Genomic DNA, 18,478 nt, shown 5'->3' on the forward strand with positions numbered 1-18,478 from the left:
GCGGGGGGAGGGCGGGCGGCTAGAACGGGCAGCCCGAGCAGAATTTTGAGGAGGCCGATTTTGAGGAGGCCGCCTTGGACACATCCGCCCGCATCAGCCAGACCATTGCCACGGAAATCGGCGCTGCCGCCAAGCAGGTGAGCGCTGCGGTTGCGCTGCTGGATGAAGGCGCCACGGTCCCCTTTGTCGCGCGCTACCGGAAAGAGGCGACCGGGGGGCTGGATGACACCCAGCTGCGCACGCTGGCGGAGCGGCTGGCCTATCTGCGGGAGCTGGAAGCGCGCCGCGCCGCCATCCTTGAGTCGATCAAGGGCCAGGACAAACTGACCGATGATCTGGCTGCGTCGATTGCCAAGGCGGAAACCAAGGCGCAGCTCGAGGACATCTATCTGCCTTACAAGCCTAAGCGGCGCACCAAGGCGATGATCGCCAAGGAAAACGGGCTGGAACCGCTGGCAGACGCTATCCTCGCGGACCGCAGTGCTGATCCGGAGAAGCTGGCCGAAGGTTATGTCACCGAGGCTGTGGCCACGGTGAAGGATGCGCTGAACGGTGCGCGCGATATCCTGACTGAGCGGCTGACGGAAAACGCCAGCCTGCTGGGCCGCCTGCGGGAGTTCCTCCAGCGCGAGGCTGTGCTGACCGCCAAGGTCGTCGAGGGCAAGGAGCAGGAAGGCGCCAAGTTCTCCGACTACTTTGCCCATTCGGAGCGCTGGGCGGATGTGCCCTCGCACCGGGCGCTGGCGATGCTGCGCGGATCGAACGAGGGCGTGCTGACGCTGGACGTGGGGCCGGAGCCGGAAGAGGGCGTGGCCCGGGCGGAAGGAATGGTTGCGGCGGAACTGGGAGCGGGCGGCAACGGGCCGGGCGACAAATGGCTGCGCAAGGTCGCTGGCTGGACCTGGCGGGTGAAACTGAGCCTGTCGATGATGCTGGAGCTGATGGGTGATTTGCGCGGCCGCGCGCAGGAAGACGCCATTCAGGTTTTTGCCCGCAATCTCAAGGACCTGCTGTTTGCAGCGCCAGCCGGTGCGCGGCCGACTCTCGGGCTGGACCCGGGCATCCGCACCGGCGTCAAGGCGGCGGTGGTTGATGCAACCGGGAAACTGGTGGCCACAGAGACCTTGTACCCGTTCCAGCCGAAGAACGATCTGCGCGGGGCGCAGGTGTCGATTGTGAAGCTGATCGCCGAACACGGAGTAGAGCTGATTGCCATCGGCAACGGAACCGCCAGCCGAGAGACCGAAAAGATGGTGGCGGAGGTGCTGAAACACCTGCCTGCCAAAATCAAGGCGCCAACCAAGGTGGTGGTGAGCGAGGCGGGTGCCTCGGTCTATTCAGCCTCCGAGCTGGCGGCGCGGGAGTTCCCGGATCTGGACGTGAGCTTGCGAGGGGCGGTGTCGATTGCCCGGCGCCTGCAGGATCCGCTGGCTGAGCTGGTGAAGATCGAGCCCAAGAGCATCGGCGTCGGCCAGTACCAGCACGATGTCGATCAGCACAAACTGTCGAAATCGCTGGAGGCGGTGATCGAGGATGTGGTGAACGCGGTGGGGGTCGACCTTAATATGGCGTCGGCTCCGCTGCTGTCTCATGTCTCGGGCCTTGGCCCCGGCCTGGCAGAGGCGATTGTGGCGCATCGGGACGTGAACGGTGCGTTTGCCTCGCGCAAGGAGCTGCTGAAGGTTGCACGGCTTGGGCCCAAGGCGTTTGAGCAATGCGCGGGCTTCCTGCGCATCCGGGATGGCAAGGAGCCACTGGATGCGTCCTCGGTCCACCCGGAAAGCTATGGCGTGGCGCGCAAGATCGTGGCGGCCTGCGGGCGGGATATCCGCCAGATCATGGGGGACGGCGCGGCTTTGAAGTCCCTGCGGGCTGAGGAGTTTGCGGGCGAAGGGGTCGGCCTGCCCACCGTGCGCGACATTTTCCAGGAGCTGGAAAAGCCGGGCCGCGACCCGCGCCCGTCTTTCGTGACCGCCTCCTTCAAGGACGGGGTGGAGGAGATCACCGACCTGAAGCCCGGCATGGTTCTGGAAGGCACGGTGACCAACGTCGCGGCCTTTGGCGCCTTTGTGGACATCGGGGTGCACCAGGACGGGCTGGTGCATGTGAGCCAGCTGGCGGACCGGTTTGTGAAGGACCCGCATGAGGTGGTGAAGACCGGTCAGGTGGTCAAGGTCACCGTCACCGAGGTGGATGTGCCGCGCAAGCGGATCGGGCTGACCATGAAGAAGGACGGCGGCGCCTCGGCTAAGGAAGACCGCAACGTGCGCGGACCGTCCAAGGGCACCGGGCCGCGGCGCGGCGGTAAGCCGGGCGGACCCCAGGGCGGCAAAGGCAGGATGTCGGCCGGGCCCAAGGGCGGGCAGGCGCCCGGACAGGGCTCAGGCCAAAGTACTGGCGCGCTGGGTGCAGCCCTGATGGATGCCTTCAAGAAGAAATGAGGAAACGGGGGCGCGGCCCCGTTTCCCTTTTCAATAAGCCGCGTTTCCCATTTCAATAAGGGTTGTCAGGCGGGGCTGAGGTGCAGCCCCTTTTCGGTGAAGGAGATCTTCTGCCCGCTCTCGATTTCCTCACGGAACTGGGCTGCGAGGGCTTGCAGCGCGCCGGCATGCCCGCGGGCGGCAAAGCGGCTGACGGAGCGGATCAGAGTGCTGTTGTCAAAACCTTCCTCCGCGTGTGCCCAGACCAGCGGGTGAAGCTCCGTCAGGTGATCGCGGATCAGCCAGTCCGCAGCCCCGGCAATCCTGAGCCGCGGCACGTCGGCTTGCAGGTCCTTTCCCATGTCCTTGGGCAGGGCAACGGTGCAGTAGGCGGCGAGCAGGTTGATCATTTCCTGCGACGCGTCGGCCTGGACGATGTCGCGCAGCCCGTCCAGGAAAAAGCGGGTGTCGACACGGGCGCAGGCCTGGCTGTCGACGGAGATGGCGTCAAAGTAGACCCAGGTGTAGCCGCCTGCGCCCCAGGTGGCTTCGGTGCGGGCAGCGGTGCGGCGCGCCTCCAGCTCCAGTGCGGCATAGGAACCGGCGCTGCGCGGCAGCATATGGGTGCCAAGCGCCCGCATGTGGCGGTGGTTGGCAGGCGCCAGGTCAATCAGCGCGCTGTAGGTGTCCGCCACCTGCAGGGTGCCGGTGCTGCGGCCGGCAAAGAGCGCGCATTGCGCGGCCAGCAGAAACGGGCTGTTCCGGCTGTCCTCTGCAATCGGCTCCAGCAGAGCGGCGGCACGGTCGAAATGGGCGGCGCAGCGGCGCTGGTTCGAGGCCGGCGTCTCCTGCCCGCCGGTTCCGCGCCAGGCCCAGCCGATATCAATGTGGGCAAGCGCCACCAGGGCGGTCAGATAGGGATCGTGCCGGTTCTCTGCGCGCAGCGCCTCAAAGGCCATCAGGCCGCGGATCAGGGTGCGGCTGCGGGCGTCGTGATTTTCGGCCAGCGCGTGTTCCGTGGCGGTCACCACATCGGCGCGGGCGCCAAAAGCAATGAGATCGGCCAGCGGCATCCCGCAGCGGGTGGCGGCGCGGGTTTCGTCGGCCGTGCGGATCTGCCGGGACAGGTCGTCCCAGCGTTCCTGGCGGGCCAGAAACTGGCCGCGGTCCTGGGCCTCGGTGCCTTCGGGGGCGTCCTGCGCGCTCAGGACCGTGATGGACAGGCAATCCTCCGGGGGCTGGGCCAATGGCTGTTCCGCTGGGGCTGGCGCCTGGCGTGCAGCGGGCTTGGACCGGCTGGAAACCAGGCCTGAAATCCGGGAGAAAAGATCCAGTGCCTGTCGAGACTGTGTGAGCATTTGTGCTTCCTGATGAGTGGCAGCTTATCGTTGCTGCCAGTTTCGTCAGGCAATGGGGCGCAAAGATGGCGGCACTGAGGAAGTTAACGCGCCTGGGCGGTTAATCGCGTATTGCTGTCTAAAATCCGAAGTGGAATTGGCGGGCTTTTGACGGACGGGGTCAGAACGCGGCGAAGTGGTGGCGTTCAGTGCGCAGGCCGCGGGCCTGAAACACGGCGTCAGCCTCAGCGTGGGGCGGCGTCGCTTCCTGCGGCAGGCGGATGCGTTTGCCGCTGCGAAGGATCAGGGTTGCGCGGACGGAGAAGTCCCAGCGGGTATCGAACCGCACGCGGTCGATTTCACCCAGTTCTGCCTGTCCGGCCAGTTTTCCGGTGAACCATTCGACTCTGTTCGGGGATACCTTCAGCCCGGATACCGGGTTTCGGACCAGATCGGCGATCGCGGGCAGGACCGGCAGGGCAAGCAGGATTACAAGCCAAAGCGCGGCATCCAGCACCAGCCACAAGACAAGTAGCGCGGCCAGCCAGCCGCCAGTTGCCAGAATGGCCGCGGGGGAGCGGCCCCGGCGGGAGAAGCTGTAATCCTTCGCCGGGGGGCATGTTTCAGGCGTTTCAGGCATCCAGGATCCGGGTCACCATTTCATTGGTGTCGCGGCTGAGCCCGTCCGTGCCTGCAATCCGGTTGAGCTGGGCGCGGATCAGCGACTGGCGGCCGGAATCATAACGCTTCCAGGTCTGGAACGCGGCGCACATGCGGGCGGTGGTCTGCGGGTTCAGGCTGTCCAGCGCGATCAGGTTTTCGGCCAGAAGCTGGTAACCCTCGCCGCTGGCATGGTGGAAGCCGGCGTGATTGCCCGCCAGCGCTCCCATCACCGCGCGGAAGCGGTTGGGGTTCTTCATGTCAAACAGCGGGTGTTTGATAAGCGCCGCAGCGGTTGCAGCCGTCTTTTCCGGTGCGGCGCAGGCGATTTGCAGGGCAAACCACTTGTCCATCACCAGCCGGTCGTCCTGCCACTGATCAAAGAACGCCTTGGATTGGGCCGCGCCGTTCTCAGCCTTCATCAGCGCGGCAAGCGCGGCATACTGCTGGGTCATGTTGTCTGCGGAAGCATATTGGCGCGCGGCCTGTTCGCCGCCATCGAGCCGGGTAAGAAGTGAAAGGATGCGGCCGTTGAGCGCGCGTTTGCCGGCGCTTTCGGCGTCGGGTGAATAGGGCCCTTCTACCGTTGTGGCCGCATAGAGCCGGGGCAGGCTGGTTTCCAGCTGCTGCGCCAGGGTCTGGGCGAAGGTCTCTGCCGCGTCGTAGATTTTCTGCGGATCGGGGGTAAAGCCGCGCTCATGCAGGGTTTGAGCGATGTCCGACTGGCTGGGCGGCGACAGAACCAGGGCGCGGAAGGCCGGGTCCTGATCATCATCGCGCACCAGTTTTTCCAGCGCATCCAGATAGCTTGCATCGGGGGCGGCGCCGTCCAGCACCATGGCAACGCGGGTTTCCTTGGCCAGCGCATTGCCGGCCTCCCAGCGGTTGAACGGGTCGGTGTCGTGCGCCAGCAGGAAGGCGCGTTCGGCGTTGGTGGTCTCGCGCTCCAGGATCACCGGGGCGGAGAACTCGCGCAGGATCGAAGGAACCGGCTTGGAGGCGAGGCCGTCGAAGGTGAAGCTTTGCTTGGCTTCGGTCAGTTCCAGCACCTCAGTTGCGTGCACCTCGTCACCGTTGGGGGACAACAGGCCCACCGCCATCGGGATCACCCACGGCGCCTTTTCGGGCTGGCCCGGTGTCGGCGGCGTCGATTGCTCAAAGGTCAGCGTGTAGGTGCCATCAGCATAATCTTCCGAGACCTTCACCCGCGGGGTGCCGGCCTGGCTGTACCACAGCTTGAACTGCTTGAGGTCGCGCCCGGTGGCGTACTCAAACACCTTCAGCCAGTCCTCGATGGTGCAGGCCTGGCCGTCGTGGCGCTCGAAATAGAGCTTCAGCGCCTTGTAGTAGTTGTCCTCCCCAACCAGCCGCTTGAGCATCCCGATCACCTCGGCGCCTTTTTCATAGACGGTGGCGGTGTAGAAGTTGTTGATCTCCTGGAAGGCTTCCGGGCGCGGCGGATGGGCGAGGGGGCCGTTGTCCTCCGGGAACTGGCGGGCGCGGAGTGTAATCACGTCGTCGATCCGTTTCACCGGCTCGGACCGCATGTCGGCGGTGAACTGCGCGTCGCGGAAAACGGTCAGCCCTTCCTTGAGGCACAGCTGGAACCAGTCGCGGCAGGTGATGCGGTTGCCGGTCCAGTTGTGGAAGTATTCATGGGCAATTATTGCCTCGATACGTTCGAAATTGGCATCTGTAGAGGTCTCAGGCGACGCCAGAACGCAGGAGGAGTTGAAAATGTTCAACCCCTTGTTCTCCATCGCGCCCATGTTGAAATCGTCAACGGCGACGATGTTGAACAGCTCCAGGTCGTATTCGAGGCCGTAGACGTCCTCGTCCCATTTCATCGATTTCTTTAGCGCCTCCATGCCGAAGGCGCATTTGTTTTCATCACCCGGGCGGACCCAGATGTTCAGCTCCACCTCCTTGCCGGACTTGGTGGTGAAGCTGCCGGGGTGGTTCACCAGATCGCCGGCCACCAGTGCAAACAGATAAGCCGGTTTCGGCCAGGGATCGTGCCATTCGGCCCAGCCTTCGCCCGCGCCCACCGGATTGCCGTTGGACAGCATCACCGGCTCGTCGCCTTCGATGCGGACAGTGAAGGTGGACATCACGTCGGGGCGGTCCGGGTAATAGGTGATCTTGCGGAAACCCTCGGCCTCGCATTGGGTGCAATACATCCGGTTGGACATGTAGAGGCCTTCCAGCGCGGTATTGCCGGCCGGGTTGATCTCCACCTCTGCCTCCCAAGTGAAGGGGGCGCTGGGCACGTCGCATTTCAGGCCGCCCTCGACCAATTCCGGCGTGACCGGCTGGCCGTCGATTTTGGCGGAGATCAGTTTCAGCTCTTCACCATGCAGGAAGAACGCCTTGTCCGCCGCGTCCGGTTTCGGGGCAAAGCGGATTTTGCTCAGGACGCGGGTGGTTTCCGGTGCCAGGCGGAAGGTCAGGTGAACGCTTTCGACGTCATATCCAAAGGGCGTGTAGTCTTTCAGGTAGAAGGTCTGGGGCGTGTCTTTGGCCATTCTCGTTCTCCTCTGCACTGCTTCTTTTCAGGTGTAGAGGATAGGGGCGGGACTGCAAGCGGATTGGCGGTTGAAATGCGGCTTCCGGAAAATCCGCAGCACTTTCTTGAAAATCAAGAAATTGAGTTCGGTTTCACCGATGGGGTGTTTTGTTGCTGACCGGAAACTTCTGCCCTAGTTAGATGTCAGCATACAGTGGTGTACCGCCAGAAGGAGCAAGTCATGAGCCGGGTCGAGAAACAGGGAATTCAGGTTGCGCCGGAGCTGGCGGAGTTCATCGAGAAGCAGGCGCTGCCAGGCACCGGGATCGAAGCGGAAGCCTTCTGGAAAGGCCTGGCGGAACTGGTGAACACCTTTGGTCCGGAAAACCGGGCGCTGCTGGCGAAACGCGAGGAGATCCAAGCCAATATCGACGCCTGGCACATCGCCAACCGCGACAAGCCGCATGACCATGAAGCCTACAAGGCGTTTCTGGCGGACATCGGCTACCTGCTGCCGGAGGGCGGCGATTTCGAGATCGAAACGCAGAACGTGGACCCTGAGATTGCATCGGTGCCGGGGCCGCAGCTGGTGGTGCCGATCACCAATGCCCGCTATGCGCTGAACGCGGCCAATGCGCGCTGGGGCAGCCTGTATGACGGGTTCTATGGCACTGACGCGATGGGAACCCCGGCGCCCAAGGGCGGCTATGACAAGGGCCGCGGCGCGCGGGTTGTGGCGCGGGCGCGGGTGTTCCTAGATGAAGCATTTCCGATCAATGGAGCCAGCCATGCCGACGTGCGCCGCTATCACGTGCAGGACGGCCAGCTGCTGATCGACGACCTGCCGCTGGCGCAGCCGGAGAAATTTGCAGGCTACCGCGGCAACCCCAGGGCGCCCGAAGCCGTTCTGCTGCGAAACAATGGCCTGCATGTGGAGCTGGTGTTCGACCGCGCCCACGCCATCGGCGCCCGCGATCAGGCCGGTCTGGCCGACGTGCGGCTGGAAAGCGCAATGTCGGCGATCATGGACTGCGAGGATTCGGTCGCCTGCGTCGATGCTGAAGACAAGGTGCAGGCCTATTCCAACTGGCTCGGCCTGATGAAGGGCGATCTGGAGGCGGAGCTGGAGAAGGGCGGCAAGACCATCACCCGCCGCCTGAACCCGGATTTCGGCTATACCGCGCCGGACGGCTCAGCCATGTCGCTGAAGGGCCGCGCCCTGCTGTGGGTGCGCAATGTCGGCCACCTGATGACCAACCCGGCGGTGCTGGATCAGGACGGCAAAGAGGCATACGAGGGCCTGCTGGACGCGCTTATCACCGTGATGATTGCCAAGCACGACCTGAAGCGCGAGGGCGGCAACTCCGCCCATGGTTCTGTCTATGTGGTGAAGCCCAAGATGCACGGGCCGGAGGAAGTGGCGTTCACTGACCGGATCTTCGGCAAGGTCGAGGATATCCTGGGCCTGCCGCGCCACACCGTGAAGATCGGCATCATGGATGAGGAACGCCGCACCTCGGTGAACCTCAAGGAATGCATACGCGCCGCCAAGCACCGGGTCGCCTTCATCAATACCGGTTTCCTCGACCGCACCGGCGACGAGATCCACACCTCGATGGAGGCCGGACCGTTCTCTCGTAAGGACTTCATCAAGCGCAAGGGCTGGATCGGCGCCTATGAGAACCTGAACGTCGACATCGGCCTGGAGTGCGGTCTGTCCGGAAAAGCACAGATCGGCAAGGGCATGTGGGCAATGCCCGACATGATGGCGGCAATGCTGGAGCAGAAGATTGAGCATCCGAAGTCCGGCGCCAATTGCGCCTGGGTGCCAAGCCCGACTGCCGCCACACTGCACGCGCTGCATTACCACAAGGTGGATGTGCTGGCGGTGCAGGCCAAGCTGAAAGAGGGCGGCCGCCGCGCCCATGTGGATGGCATCCTGGAAATCCCGCTGGCGACCTACCGCAAATGGACCCCGCGCCAGATCGCCCGCGAGGTGGACAACAACGCCCAGGGCATCCTCGGCTATGTGGTGCGCTGGGTGGATCAGGGCGTCGGCTGCTCCAAGGTCCCGGACATCAACGACGTCGGCCTGATGGAGGACCGCGCCACCTGCCGGATTTCGGCACAGCACATCGCCAACTGGCTGCACCATGGCGTCGTCTCGGAAGAGGAGGTGATGGGCTCTCTGCGCAAGATGGCCAAAGTGGTGGATGAGCAGAACCGCGGCGACAATACCTACCGCGCGATGGCGCCTGGCTATGACACCATCGCCTTCAAGGCGGCCTGCGATCTGGTGTTCAAGGGGCGGGTGCAGCCCTCCGGCTACACCGAGCCGGTGCTGCATGCCCGCCGGCTGGAGCTGAAGGCCCAGGAAGCCGCCAGCTGACCGCGGCAAACTGACCGGATGAAACAGTTTCCCCGCAAACAGGGGTAGTCAAAGGGGGCCTTTTGGCCTCCTTTTCTGTTCCGTAACGTCAGGAGAGGAGGCTGAACTGATGGCTGGGATTTCACTGGAGCAGGCGCGCACCATCATCCGCGTGGCACTGGACAAGGGGCACGAGCTGAACCTGAAACCGCTGTCGGTGGTGGTGCTGGATGCCGGGGGTCATGTGCAGGCGTTCGAGCGCGAGGACGGCGCCGCACCGGGCCGGTTCCCGATTGCGCACGGCAAGGCCTATGGCTCTGTGATGCTGGGCATGGCGGGGTCTGCCCAGATGGCGCGTGCAGAGGCACAGGGTTATTTCATGGCAGCGGTGAACGGCGTTTACGGCGGCCAGGTGGTGCCGGTGCCGGGCGGCGTGCTGGTGCGCGGTGCCGATGGCGCGGTGATCGGCGCGGTCGGCGTGACCGGCGACACCTCGGACAATGACGCCATTGCGGCTGTTGCAGGCATCGAAGCTGCTGGCCTTTCAGGGGAAATCTGACCCTCCGGTGCGTATGTGAACAATCTGTTGCGCCATCACTGCGGTTGAACCCGGCCCCTGGCAGAGCTAGTTTTTCTGTCAGGGAACGGAGACAGCACAACATGGCGCGACCCAAAGTAGGCATTATCGGCAATTCCTATCTGCTGAACGACCAGTACCCCGTGCATGCGGGCGGAACGATGAATTCCGAGGCGATTGCCGAAGTGGCGGGCTGTATGCCGCTGATGATCCCCTCGGACCCGCGGTTCGTGACTGTCGGGGAGTTGCTGAATACCTTCGACGGGTTCCTGCTGACTGGCGGGCGGCCCAATGTGCATCCCAATGAGTACGGCGAGGCCGAGACCGAGGCGCATGGCGCCTTTGATCGGGCGCGCGATGCCATCACCCTGCCGCTGGTGCGCGCCTGCGTCGAGCGCGGCCAGCCATTCCTGGGCATCTGCCGCGGGTTTCAGGAGGTGAACGTGGCGATGGGCGGCACGCTGCACCCGGAAATCCGCGATCTGCCGGGGCGGATGAACCACCGGATGCCGCCGGACGGCACGCTGGAGGAGAAATTCGCCCTGCGTCACACGGTCAAATTCAACTCTGGCGGGGTGTTCCACCGCCTGTTCGGCGCTGAGGAAGTTATGACCAACACCCTGCACGGGCAGGGCATCAAACGCCCCGGTGCGCGGGTTGTCATCGACGGCCAAGCACCGGACGGCACGCCGGAGGCCGTCTATATCAAGGATGCACCAGGGTTCACCCTGTCGGTGCAATGGCATCCGGAGTGGGAGGCAGCAGCAGACCCGGTGTCGCGGCCGCTGTTTGAAGCCTTTGGTGAGGCTGTCCGGGCCTGGGCAGAGGGCGGCCCGCAGGCCAGTCTGCAAAAAACTGCATAAAGGATTTTCGCGCCCCTCAAGGGGAATGCGGCCCGCCCGGCGGGGCAGGCCGCATCTTGGTTCAGATCAGCAGATCAAAGTCATGCATCAGCGGCAGCCGCCGGGCGCGCCTACCGGTAAGGTCGAACAGTGCATTTGCCAGCGCCGGGGCGGCCGGCGGGGTGCCGGGCTCGCCCGCACCGCTGATATGCGACTGCTCTTCCAGAATACGCACCTCCACCTCGGGCATCGTGTGCATGCGGATGGCGTCGTAATCAGGGAAGTTTCCTTGCTCCGCCGCACCTTCGGCAAAAGTGATTTCGCCGAACATCGCAGCTGACAGCCCATAGGCCATGCCGCCGAACATCTGTGCTTCCAGGTTCTGCGGATCCAGCGCAACGCCCAGGTCGGCGGCGATCCAGGCTTTCCTGAGGCGGATCAGCCCGTCTTCCTCCGCCACCTCGATCACCTGAGCCACAGGGGTGCCGAAGCTGTAGGTCATGGCAACGCCCCGGCCCACGCCGTCAGGCGTCGTGCCGGTCCAGCCGGACATATCCTTGACCGCTTCCAGCACCTTGGCCGCGGGTGCCCATTCCTGGCGTGTGAGGGCCAGCCGGAATTCCAGCGGATCGGCACCGGCCGCGTGGGCCATCTCGTCCACGAAGCTTTCCATGAAGAAGCCGTTGAAGGACGCGCCGACAGACCGCCAGGCACCGATCGGGATCTGCAGGTCCGCCGCATGGCCGCGGATGCGGTAGTTGGGGATGCCGTAGGGCTGGTTGAAGGCGCCGTCCACCATTGTTGTGTCTGGACCCGCAGGGGTCATGCCGAACCAGCGGTTCATCAATTGCGGGGTCAGCGCCTGGCTGGCGATCTGGCCGTCCAGCAGGACCGCGCTGCCGTCTTTCACGGCGCCGCGCATGCGGGCCATGGCACCGGGGCGGTAGAAGTCATGGGTCATGTCCTCTTCCCGGCTCCAGGTGAGCTGCACCGGGGTACCCGGCATCTGCCGAGCCAGCCTGGCGGCGTAGATTGAGAAATCCATCTCGCCGCGCCGCCCGAAACCGCCGCCCATAAGCGGGGTGTTCACCTCTACCTGCTCCGGGTCGATCCCCAGCGCATCGGCACAGTGGTTGCGGGTCAGAAGCGGCCCCTGATTGCCGCTCCAGAGCTGCAGTTTGCTGCCGTCGTAGAGCGCGGTGGCGTTCAGCGGCTCCATCGTCGCGTGGGCCAGGAAGGGCACTTCGTATTCGGCGGAGACTTCCTGCGCGCCCTGGGGAAGTGCAGAGACATCGCCATCGTCGCGCAGTGTGGAGTTCGGCTCAGCGTCAAAGGCAGCGCGGATGGCGTCCTGGATTTCCGCTTGCGTGTCCGGAATGGGGGCGGGCCCCCAGTCTGCGGCGACCGCCTCGGCGGCCTGGATGGCGAGCCATGTGTTGTTTGCAACCACGGCAAAGGCATTGCCCAGGTCCACCACTTGTTCGATGCCCGGCATCCGCAGCGCTTCGCTGGCATCAAAGCCGTTCATTGTGCCGCCAAGGTGCGGGTTGGCCTTGAGGGCCGCGAACTTCATGCCCGGCAGGCGCACATCGATACCGAACTCTGCGGTGCCGGTGGCCTTGCCGGGCATGTCCACACGCGGCTGCGCCTTGCCCAGAAGCTTCCACTCACTGCGATGGCGCAGCTGGGCCTCGACCGGTTCCAGCCCGGCGGCTTCAGCAGCCAGATCGGTATAGGAAATCTCGATGCTGCCGGGGGCAATCACCTTGCCGTCCCTGGTGGACAGCTGGCTGCTGGCAACGCCCAGCCGGTTGGCTGCGGCAAGTTTCAGCGTTTCCCGTGCAGAGGCGCCCGCGGCCCGCATCCGCTCATACCCGTCCTTCATCGAGGACGAACCGCCGGTCACCTGCATGTCCATCAGCTTACCCGCATGGCCAAGCGCCTCACCCAGCGAATGCACAAAGCGGGACTTGTCATAGCCTTTGGACGGGATCACCTCCCCCAGCAGGGCGGAGTTGTAATAGGCGGTGGCGGCCGGGCCGTGGATGACCTCCACCTGGTCCAGTGTCACGTCCAGTTCTTCGGCGATCAATGCGGCCCAGGTGGTGTGCACGCCCTGGCCCATCTCGGCGCGCGGGGCGATCAGGGTGATCTTTTCGTTTGAGATCATCACAAACGGGTTGAACGCCGCTTCGCCTTCTGCCGGTTTCAGCGGGTTCGGGGCCGGTCGGCTGACGTAGTAGGCGCCGAAAGCGACCCCGCCAACGATGGCGGCGGAGCCGATCAGGAAGCTGCGGCGGGCGATTTTCTTGAAGCTGGCCATGACTTACGCCTCCTGCATCTTCTGGGCGGCGGAATGGATGGCGGCGCGGATGCGCGGATAGGTGCCGCAGCGGCACAGGTTGCCCTGCATCGCCTCGTCAATCTCCGCATCGGAAGGCGCCGGGTTCTCTGCCAGCAGGCTCGCCGCCTGCATGATCTGGCCGGACTGGCAATAGCCGCATTGGGCCACCTGATGCTCTATCCAGGCCTGCTGGATTGCTGCCATCGCGTCCGGCGAGCCGAGACCCTCGATCGTCGTCACCTCGCCCCAGACATCCGACAGCGCCACTTGGCAGGAGCGCACCGCCTCACCGTCGATATGCACGGTGCAGGCGCCGCAGGCAGCCACGCCGCAGCCGAACTTGGTGCCGGTGAGGCCGACCTCATCCCGCAAAACCCAGAGGAGGGGCACATCATCAGGCAGATCCACCTGATGGGTTTTTCCATTGATGCGCAGATCTGTTGGCATGGCGGGGCTCCCTTGCTGTGCTGCTGACAAAAATAACGAGTTTTGTCAGGGTGTCAATTGACATTTTTTACAAACAATGTCAGAAGCGGAAATATGAACATGGCAGGCATTGATCCGAAACAGCAGGCAATCCTTGAGGCCGCCTGGATGGCGTTTTCGACCTATGGGTTCCGCAAGACCTCGATGGATGACATCGCCAAGGGCGCGGGCATGTCGCGGCCCGCGCTGTATCTCCATTTTAAGAACAAGGATGCGATCTTCCGGGCACTGGTGACCGCCTATTACGGCAACGCCGCTGCCGGAGTGCGGGCGGCATTGGCGGAACCGGGGCCTTTGCCGGAACGGTTGCTAGCGGCGTTCCAGGGCCAGGCCGGGGAGGGTGTGCAGATGATGATGTCCTCGCCGCACGGGATGGAGCTGTTCGAGATCACCAAAAGCGTTGCAGGCGAAGTGATCGCTGAGGGCGAGGCTGCCCTGAGCGGGATCTACGCGGAGTGGCTGCAACAGCAGGCTGCGGCCGGGCGGGCGGTGCTGAGCGGCGATGCCGCGGTGATTGCCCGGACCCTTTGCGCCGCATTGAAGGGCATCAAGCAGACTGCTGCGGATTACGAGGCTTACCAGGACGGGGTGCGCCAGCTGGCGGCCCTTGCCGGGGCAGGGCTGACGCCGCGGTGATGCGGACCGGGCAGGCCGGCCCGCAAGTGTTTCAGAGTTCCGTGCGCAGGTGCCAGAGTTCGGGGAACAGCTCCACCTCCAGCATCCGCTTCAGATAGCTGACGCCGCCGGTGCCGCCGGTGCCGCGCTTGAATCCGATGACGCGCTCCACCGTGGTCACATGGTTGAAGCGCCAGCGGCGGAAGTAGTCCTCGAAATCCACCAGTTTCTCGGCCAGCTCATAGAGTTCCCAATGGGTTTCGGTGTCGCGGTAGACCTCGGTCCAGGCGGCCTGCACCGCCTCATGCGGCTGATAAGCTTCCGACACATCCCGGTTCACCACCTCATCCGGCAGCGCAAAGCTCTGCCCCAGCGCCTTCAGAGCCACATCATAGAGCGACGGCTGCGACAGTTCCGCCTCCAGCAGCGCCAGAATGTCCGGGCGGTGGGCGTGCGGGCGCAGCATCGCCTTGTTGCGGTTGCCCAGCATGAATTCGATCTGCCGGTACTGATGCGACTGAAAGCCGGAGCTTTGGCCCAGCTCATCCCGGAAGGCGGTGTAATCCGAGGGTGTCATGGTGCGCAGAACATCCCAGGCGGAGTTCAGCTGCTCAAAGATGCGTGCCACCCGCGCCAGCATCTTGAACGCCTGCCGCGCCTGGCCGACCAGCAGCCGCTCACGTGCGGCTCTCAGCTCGTGAATGGCCAGCCGCATCCACAGTTCTGAGGTCTGGTGCTGAATGATGAACAGCATCTCGTCGTGGGTATTGGTCCATGTCTTCTGCGCGTTCAGCAGCATGTCGAGCGACAGGTAATCGCCATAGGACATGCGCCCGTCAAAGGACATCTGGGCGCCGTCGTTGGCGGGATCGTAGGGTTGTGTCATCACATCATTCCTTTTCCTAAATTCAGTATATGTCAGGGAAAGGAATGCGTCCTCCGGTTCAGGGTGCCGCATTGGGCCAGGCGGCGCCACAGCGCAACCCAGCCCGCCGGGCGGCAGAGCGGCAGATGGTATGCGCGGAGCAGGCGCATCAGGTGACCGCGTGGCGGACCATGTATTCCGGGCGGTCCCACAGGGCATTGTTCATCACGTCAGCGATGATTTCTGCTGCGGCGCGCACGTCGCCCTCGTCGATATACAGCGGGGTGAAGCCGAAGCGCATGATATCGGGCGCCCGGAAGTCGCCGATCACACCACGGGCGATCAGCGCCTGCATCGCCGCATAGCCTTCGTCGAACTTGAACGACACCTGGCTGCCGCGGAACGCCGGGTCGCTGGGGGAGGCCAGCTCCAGCTGCGGGCAGCTTTCCTCAACCAGGGCGATGAACAGGTCGCAGAGTTCTATGGACTTTGCGCGTACCGCATCCATTTCCGCCATGTCCCAGATATCCATTGCCGCTTCCAGCGCAGTCAGCTGCAGGATCGGCGGGGTGCCGACCCGCATCCGGTCGATGCCGCTGCCGGGCCGGTAGTCGAGGTCAAAGGCAAAGGGTGCCTCATGCCCCAGCCAGCCGGACAGGGCGGGGCGGGCGGTCTCTGCGTGGCGCGGCGAGACATAGATGAAGGCCGGCGCGCCGGGGCCGCCATTGAGATATTTATAGGTGCAGCCAACCGCAAAATCCGCGCGGCACCCGGCCAGATCCACCGGGACCGCGCCAGCAGAATGGGCCAGATCCCAGACCGTCAAAACGCCATGGGCGTGGGCCTTTTCAGTCAGCGCCTTCATGTCGTGCTTGCGGCCGGTGCGGTAATCCACCTCAGTGATCATCAGCACCGCGATGTCCTCGGTGATGGCGTCTTCAACCGCTTCCGGGTCCACCACCCGCAGCTCATAGTCCGGCCCCAGCGATTTCAGCAGCCCGCTGGCCATGTACAGGTCAGTGGGAAAGTTGCCATTGTCCGACAGCACCACCTTGCGGCCCGGGTTCAGTTCCAGCGCCGAGGCAACCGCCTGGTAGACTTTGATCGACAGCGTGTCGCCCATCACCACATGGCCCGGCTCCGCTCCGATCAGCCGGCCGACCCGGTCTCCCAGCGCCTTGGGCTTGTCCATCCAGCCGGCCTTGTTCCAGCCGGTGATCAGCATCTGGCCCCATTCATCCTGCATCATCGCTCCGACCCGCTCCTTGGCGGCGCAGGGCAGGGGGCCCAGCGAGTTGCCATCCAGATAGATCACCCCTTCGGGCAGGTCGAACATCGCCTTGGTTGCGGCAAAATCGGTCATGGAGGGCCTCGTGTCTGGTGGGTATTTTAAGCTTGAAGCTTTTCCGGTTTGCTATCCTATCCTGGCCGTTCTGTCCAGTGCCTAGCCGTCCGCGGGCTGCGGATCCGGTATCCCGAACTCGGCGCGCTTCTTCTTTGACAGCTTCGCTGTGACCATCTGATAGGACAAGGTGATCTGTTCCTTCAGTTCTGTGTCCGTCAGGCCGTCGTCGTCAAACTGCTGCAGCCACTTCATCCCGCGCGACGCCAGATAGGGCGCCGGGCGGACGCCTGGGCGCTCCTGCAGCACCTCATAGGCGATGTCGCCGGCCTTGAAGGTGAAGGCATCCCTGCCATTGGCCCAGCCGCAGACGGCGAACAGCTTGCCGCCCGCTTTCCAGACGTCGGCATTGCCCCATTGCACCACATGTTCCGCTGCAGGAAAGGTGGCGCAGAACTCATTGAAAGCTTTGCGGTCCATCACATCTGCCCGCCTGCAATTTCAATGCACTGCCCGTTGACCGATCCGGACCCTTGTCCGCAAAGCCACAGGGCCGCGGCGGCCACTTCGTCCGGCTCGATCAGCCGCTTGTGGCGGTTGGCGTTGACCATCACGTCCAGGGCCTCAACCGCATTCAACCCGGCGCGCTGGGCGATCGAAGTGATATTACGCTCGACAATCGGGGTGTCCACGTAGCCAGGGCACAGCGCGTTGAAGGTGAAGGGCGTGCCCAGGTAGTCCTCGCTCAGCGCGCGTGTCAGTCCGACCAGCCCGTGTTTGCTGGCAGTATAGCAGGCGCCGCCTTTCAGGCCTCGAAGGCCTGCAATGGAGGATACGGTAATAACCCGGCCCCAATCGGTCTGCCGCATTGACTTGAAGCACTCGCGGATGGTCAGGAAAGCACCGTCCAGATTGGTGGCCATCATGTCGCGCCAGAACTCCATCGAGGTCTTGTGCAGCGCCGCGCCTTCGGCGATGCCGGCATTGGCGACGCAGATCTGGATGGGTCCGCGGGATGCGGCTGCGGCTTCCACCTTGGCCGCTACATCCGCCTCGTCGCGCACGTCCATTGCCAGTGGATGCATCCCTTCGGTCGCAGCATCCTCCAGCACCTCCTGCCTGCGGCCGGTGATGGTGACCTGTGCGCCCTCTGCGGCCAGCGCCTGAGCGATAGCGAGCCCGATCCCGGTGCCGCCGCCGGTCACCAGCGCGTGTTTGCCTTGCAAAGTCATGATATCCGGCCTCCCTGTTTTCCGGTCAGCCTATCGAGGGGCGGCCATCTGGCAAGACCGCCGTGCCGTCACGGCCGCTTTTGGGGGCGAAATACGTATTTCGGAGGCGGCCGCGCAGGCAGCCGGGCTGCGGATGCCAAACAGTACACGAAGAAATACATAGGCATCCGGACGAAACTATGCAGGATCATGCCGCAAGCGGGAACGGATTCGCCGTTTTCGCGGCATGTGGGGCAAATTGTCCTTTTCTTTCAATCCCGGCCGAAGCGGGCTGGACGAGCAAGCCGGATAAGGGAAGGTTGCCCGCGATGCGTGGTGTTTCAAACAGAAGTCTGCAAGAGGGCAGAGAATGACGCGGTGGCTGGATGTGCCGCCGGTCTGGCTGGCTGTCTTTGTTGCCGCGGCTTGGCTGCAAGCGGACCGTTTTCCCTTCGGGCTGTCTTTCGGCGGGGCCTGGGCAGAGTTTCTGGCAGGCATTCTTGTGGGCGGCGGCATCGTGCTGGCACTGCTGGCAATCACCGAAATGCAGCGCCAGAAAACCACCGTGATCCCGCACAGGACGCCCAGCCGCCTGGTGCAATCGGGGATCTTCAGCCGCAGCCGCAACCCGATCTATCTGGGTGATGTGCTCATCCTGGCAGGCCTTATCCTGTGGTTCGATGCGGTCCTGTCGCTGCCGCTGATCCCGGTCTTCCTGTGGCTGCTCGAGAAGCGTTTTGTCATCCCGGAGGAAAACCGGATGCGGCGTGAATTCCGGGCGGACTGGACCCGGTACGAGCAAAAGGTGCGCCGCTGGATGTGACGTCAATGCGGCAATGCGGCATGACTTTGCGGCAATGCGGCAAAATCCTTGCGCAATAATATTGCGCAATGTAGAGAGAATT

General features: G+C 63.9%; 15 protein-coding genes. 6 read left to right on the forward strand and 9 right to left on the reverse strand.

Annotation, left to right across the window (positions count from 1 at the left end; translation table 11 throughout):
- Positions 1 to 74 precede the first annotated feature (74 nt).
- A complete protein-coding gene (locus A9D60_RS07720) occupies positions 75 to 2,441 on the forward strand; it encodes a Tex family protein (protein WP_065267041.1) in 2,367 nt (788 codons plus the stop codon).
- A gap of 65 nt (positions 2,442 to 2,506) precedes the next feature.
- On the opposite strand, the gene A9D60_RS07725 is transcribed toward A9D60_RS07720, so the two are convergent.
- From A9D60_RS07725 to pepN, 3 genes are all read right to left on the reverse strand, one after another.
- The gene (locus A9D60_RS07725) at positions 2,507 to 3,667 is read right to left on the reverse strand and encodes a hypothetical protein (protein ID WP_368072342.1); all 1,161 of its coding nucleotides are present in this window, start codon (positions 3,665 to 3,667) and stop codon (positions 2,507 to 2,509) included.
- Between the two features lie 271 nt (positions 3,668 to 3,938).
- Positions 3,939 to 4,397, reverse strand: a complete 459-nt coding sequence (locus tag A9D60_RS07730; protein WP_065267043.1) for a hypothetical protein — start codon at positions 4,395 to 4,397, stop codon at positions 3,939 to 3,941.
- Positions 4,390 to 6,942, reverse strand: coding sequence for an aminopeptidase N (pepN, locus tag A9D60_RS07735; RefSeq protein WP_065267044.1), 2,553 nt, complete (start codon positions 6,940 to 6,942; stop codon positions 4,390 to 4,392). Before pepN ends, A9D60_RS07730 begins: the two co-directional genes overlap by 8 nt.
- 222 nt (positions 6,943 to 7,164) lie before the next feature.
- Here pepN and A9D60_RS07740 point away from each other — a divergent pair, with 222 nt between their 5' ends.
- The 3 genes from A9D60_RS07740 to A9D60_RS07750 all read left to right on the forward strand — a co-directional run bounded on the left by A9D60_RS07740 (position 7,165) and on the right by A9D60_RS07750 (position 10,731).
- Positions 7,165 to 9,312, forward strand: coding sequence for a malate synthase G (locus A9D60_RS07740; protein ID WP_065267045.1), 2,148 nt, complete (start codon positions 7,165 to 7,167; stop codon positions 9,310 to 9,312).
- A 109-nt stretch (positions 9,313 to 9,421) separates the two neighbouring features.
- Positions 9,422 to 9,850 (forward strand): GlcG/HbpS family heme-binding protein, encoded by a 429-nt coding sequence (locus A9D60_RS07745; RefSeq protein ID WP_065267046.1) that lies wholly within the window; start codon positions 9,422 to 9,424, stop codon positions 9,848 to 9,850.
- Between the two features lie 101 nt (positions 9,851 to 9,951).
- Entirely contained in the window at positions 9,952 to 10,731 is a 780-nt protein-coding gene (locus tag A9D60_RS07750; protein ID WP_065267047.1) for a gamma-glutamyl-gamma-aminobutyrate hydrolase family protein, read from the forward strand.
- A gap of 61 nt (positions 10,732 to 10,792) precedes the next feature.
- Here the strand turns inward: A9D60_RS07750 and A9D60_RS07755 are convergent, their stop codons facing one another.
- On the reverse strand, positions 10,793 to 13,033 hold the full coding sequence (locus tag A9D60_RS07755; protein WP_065267048.1) for a xanthine dehydrogenase family protein molybdopterin-binding subunit: 2,241 nt from the start codon (positions 13,031 to 13,033) through the stop codon (positions 10,793 to 10,795).
- Between the two features lie 3 nt (positions 13,034 to 13,036).
- Entirely contained in the window at positions 13,037 to 13,501 is a 465-nt protein-coding gene (locus tag A9D60_RS07760; protein WP_065267049.1) for a (2Fe-2S)-binding protein, read from the reverse strand.
- Positions 13,502 to 13,594: 93 nt separating this feature from the next.
- Here A9D60_RS07760 and A9D60_RS07765 point away from each other — a divergent pair, with 93 nt between their 5' ends.
- A complete protein-coding gene (locus A9D60_RS07765) occupies positions 13,595 to 14,176 on the forward strand; it encodes a TetR/AcrR family transcriptional regulator (protein WP_065267050.1) in 582 nt (193 codons plus the stop codon).
- Between the two features lie 31 nt (positions 14,177 to 14,207).
- Here the strand turns inward: A9D60_RS07765 and kynA are convergent, their stop codons facing one another.
- The 4 genes from kynA to A9D60_RS07785 all read right to left on the reverse strand — a co-directional run bounded on the left by kynA (position 14,208) and on the right by A9D60_RS07785 (position 17,594).
- Positions 14,208 to 15,041 (reverse strand): tryptophan 2,3-dioxygenase, encoded by an 834-nt coding sequence (gene kynA, locus A9D60_RS07770; protein WP_065267051.1) that lies wholly within the window; start codon positions 15,039 to 15,041, stop codon positions 14,208 to 14,210.
- 148 nt (positions 15,042 to 15,189) lie between these two features.
- A complete protein-coding gene (gene kynU, locus A9D60_RS07775; protein WP_065267052.1) occupies positions 15,190 to 16,383 on the reverse strand; it encodes a kynureninase in 1,194 nt (397 codons plus the stop codon).
- A gap of 81 nt (positions 16,384 to 16,464) precedes the next feature.
- Positions 16,465 to 16,842 (reverse strand): MmcQ/YjbR family DNA-binding protein, encoded by a 378-nt coding sequence (locus A9D60_RS07780; protein ID WP_065267053.1) that lies wholly within the window; start codon positions 16,840 to 16,842, stop codon positions 16,465 to 16,467.
- Positions 16,842 to 17,594 carry an SDR family NAD(P)-dependent oxidoreductase gene (locus A9D60_RS07785; RefSeq protein ID WP_065267054.1) on the reverse strand — a complete coding sequence of 251 codons (753 nt, stop codon included), beginning with the start codon at positions 17,592 to 17,594 and terminating at the stop codon, positions 16,842 to 16,844. Before A9D60_RS07785 ends, A9D60_RS07780 begins: the two co-directional genes overlap by 1 nt.
- A 349-nt stretch (positions 17,595 to 17,943) precedes the next feature.
- Between A9D60_RS07785 and A9D60_RS07790 the strand changes: the two genes are divergently transcribed.
- On the forward strand, positions 17,944 to 18,396 hold the full coding sequence (locus A9D60_RS07790) for a methyltransferase family protein (RefSeq protein ID WP_065267055.1): 453 nt from the start codon (positions 17,944 to 17,946) through the stop codon (positions 18,394 to 18,396).
- The last annotated feature ends 82 nt before the right edge of the window (positions 18,397 to 18,478 follow it).

Source organism: Leisingera sp. JC1 (genome assembly GCF_001679925.1).
In the GTDB taxonomy this organism is placed as follows: Bacteria; Pseudomonadota; Alphaproteobacteria; order Rhodobacterales; family Rhodobacteraceae; genus Leisingera.

Coding starts and splice junctions, on each gene's coding strand:
- A9D60_RS07780 (WP_065267053.1), bottom strand. CDS start 16,842: ATGGACCGCAAAGCTTTCAATGAGTTCTGCGCCACCTTTCCTGCAGCG.
- A9D60_RS07760 (WP_065267049.1), bottom strand. CDS start 13,501: ATGCCAACAGATCTGCGCATCAATGGAAAAACCCATCAGGTGGATCTG.
- A9D60_RS07745 (WP_065267046.1), top strand. CDS start 9,422: ATGGCTGGGATTTCACTGGAGCAGGCGCGCACCATCATCCGCGTGGCA.
- A9D60_RS07755 (WP_065267048.1), bottom strand. CDS start 13,033: ATGGCCAGCTTCAAGAAAATCGCCCGCCGCAGCTTCCTGATCGGCTCC.
- A9D60_RS07765 (WP_065267050.1), top strand. CDS start 13,595: ATGAACATGGCAGGCATTGATCCGAAACAGCAGGCAATCCTTGAGGCC.
- A9D60_RS07740 (WP_065267045.1), top strand. CDS start 7,165: ATGAGCCGGGTCGAGAAACAGGGAATTCAGGTTGCGCCGGAGCTGGCG.
- A9D60_RS07750 (WP_065267047.1), top strand. CDS start 9,952: ATGGCGCGACCCAAAGTAGGCATTATCGGCAATTCCTATCTGCTGAAC.
- kynU (WP_065267052.1), bottom strand. CDS start 16,383: ATGACCGATTTTGCCGCAACCAAGGCGATGTTCGACCTGCCCGAAGGG.
- A9D60_RS07730 (WP_065267043.1), bottom strand. CDS start 4,397: ATGCCTGAAACGCCTGAAACATGCCCCCCGGCGAAGGATTACAGCTTC.
- pepN (WP_065267044.1), bottom strand. CDS start 6,942: ATGGCCAAAGACACGCCCCAGACCTTCTACCTGAAAGACTACACGCCC.
- kynA (WP_065267051.1), bottom strand. CDS start 15,041: ATGACACAACCCTACGATCCCGCCAACGACGGCGCCCAGATGTCCTTT.
- A9D60_RS07790 (WP_065267055.1), top strand. CDS start 17,944: ATGACGCGGTGGCTGGATGTGCCGCCGGTCTGGCTGGCTGTCTTTGTT.
- A9D60_RS07785 (WP_065267054.1), bottom strand. CDS start 17,594: ATGACTTTGCAAGGCAAACACGCGCTGGTGACCGGCGGCGGCACCGGG.